General features: G+C 73.7%; 3 protein-coding genes. All 3 read left to right on the top strand.

Annotation, left to right across the window (positions count from 1 at the left end; all coding sequences use genetic code 11):
- Positions 1–107: 107 nt before the first annotated feature.
- Entirely contained in the window at positions 108–539 is a 432-nt protein-coding gene (locus VGR37_15255) for a DUF433 domain-containing protein (GenBank protein HEV2148761.1), read from the top strand.
- Entirely contained in the window at positions 536–868 is a 333-nt protein-coding gene (locus VGR37_15250) for a DUF5615 family PIN-like protein (protein ID HEV2148760.1), read from the top strand. Before VGR37_15255 ends, VGR37_15250 begins: the two co-directional genes overlap by 4 nt.
- Before the next feature lie 246 nt (positions 869–1114).
- Positions 1115–1961, top strand: an 847-nt coding sequence (locus VGR37_15245) for an Ig-like domain-containing protein (GenBank protein HEV2148759.1), incomplete at its 3' end; no start/stop codon positions are given.

Below are 1961 nucleotides of genomic sequence, written 5' to 3'. Positions count from 1 at the left end.
GGATGGCCGCGGGCCGCTCCGCTCCTCCCGCGCACGAAACCCTTGCTTTCGGCGCCCCACCCCCGCAATCTTCGGTTTATGTTCGGATCTCTTCCGCACCCCGCCCCATGAGCGCCCGGGACGAAGCGCTGCGGCTGATCGGGGCCCTCCCGGAGTCCTCCACCTGGGAGGACGTCGTGCGGGCGCTGGCGGCCCGCGCGTACGGCCCCGGAACCACGGGAGCCGCCGCCCGCGTGCGGGAGCTCCGGGCCGAGTACGGGCCGCCGGAGGTCGGCGGGGGGGCGTACCACACCGAAGCAGGGAGCAACGCCGAGATGCCACTGAGCGAGCGCATCACCATGGAGCCGGGGAAGCGCGGGGGGAAGCCGTGCGTCCGCGGCCTCCGCATCACCGTGTACGACGTCCTGGGCTACCTGGCCTCCGGGATGTCCGAGGACGAGATCCTCGCCGACTTCCCGGACCTGGAGCGCGCCGACGTGCGGGCGTGCCTCGCCTTCGCGGCCGACCAGGGGCGGAGGGTGTGGCAGGTCCCGGCGTGAGGCTCCTCCTGGACGAGAACCTCTCGTACCGGCTGGTGGCGCTCCTGGCGGACGTGTTCCCCGGCTCGGCGCACCTGCGCGACGTGGGGCTCGTCGGCGCGGACGACGGCCGGGTGTGGGAGCACGCCCGCGCACACGGGCTGGCGATCGCCTCCAAGGACGCGGACTTCCACGAGCGCTGCATCCGGCACGGCCCCCCGCCCAAGCTGGTGTGGATCCAGCGCGGGAACTGCTCCACCCGGGACGTGGAGGCGATCCTGCGCCGCCGCCGCGCCGACCTGGAGCGCTTCGGCGCCGACCCGGAGGCGGCGGTGCTGGTGCTGGAGTAGGGTGCGGAAGTGCGAAGTGCGAAACTGCGCCCCGGCGGATCGATCCGCCGGGGCGTCCGCACGTCCGGCGTGACCCGGTCCGGCCGCACGCAAGCATGGACATCCGCGGGGGGGGAAAAGGATCCATGCGGTACTCTCGCCGCTGCCGTGCGATCTTTATTGCGCATTGCGTGACTCAGCGCCTAGATTGCGGACCGTTCGGCGAGCAGCCTTTCCCTCCACACTACCCGCCTCCCGGAACATCTCATGCGCGCACCATGGGGCCTCCTCCCGCTCCTTGCGATCACCTTTGCCGTCGGCTGCGACGGCGCCCCCCCGACGGGAAGCCACGAGGCGGCACAGGTCCAGGCGGTCACCGTCGACGCTCTGACCGGGACGGTCGGAAGCACGCTTCCGACTGCACTGGCGGTCCGCGTTCTGGACGACAGGGGCAGAGCCATGGGCGGCGTCACGGTCGCCTGGTCCGTCACGGCGGGTGGCGGCGCCGTGGACCCGGCCACGTCCGTCACGGACATGGAAGGAGTGGCCCGGGCGAGCTGGACCCTCGGTCCGAGCGCCGGCACGCAGGGCGCTAAAGCCGCAGTAGGCGAGATCGCGCCCGTCCTCTTCACGGCGACCGCGAGACCGGAAGCCGTTGCCCTCGCGGCGCCGACGAGCGGCAACGGGCAATCGGGCGAGGTCGCGGGAGTCCTCTCGGACTCGCTTGTGGTCCGCGTCGCCGACCGGTACGGCAATCCCGTCCCGAACGTCGCGGTGGCGTGGCTGGTGAGCGCGGGCGGGGGAGCCGTCTCTCCCGCCGCCACGGCCACCAACGATTCGGGCCTGGTGAAAGCCCGGTGGGCCCTGGGACCGGCGGTCGGGGCGCAGGCGGTGGGGGCACGGGCCGCGGGGGTGGCGGAGGCACACGCGCAGTTCCGGGCGGCCGCGGAAGCACGGCCGGGGAGCATCGTCCTGTCCCCCTGGAGCGGCGACGCGCAGACCGGCACCGTCGGGCGCACGCTCTCCGGCCCGCTCGGGGTCAGGGCGGTGGACCGGCTCGGGCGCGCGGTAAGCGGCCTGAGCGTCGCCTGGGAGGCGACGGAGGGCGCCGGCT

The organism is Longimicrobiaceae bacterium (assembly GCA_035936415.1).
Lineage (GTDB): Bacteria > Gemmatimonadota > Gemmatimonadetes > Longimicrobiales > Longimicrobiaceae > JAFAYN01.
Note: the sequence above shows the minus strand (reverse complement) of the source record. Positions and strands in the feature narration are given on the sequence as shown.

What these genes read in the sequence shown, in the direction of transcription:
- VGR37_15255 (HEV2148761.1), top strand. Translation starts at nt 108, where the DNA reads ATGAGCGCCCGGGACGAAGCGCTGCGGCTGATCGGGGCCCTCCCGGAG.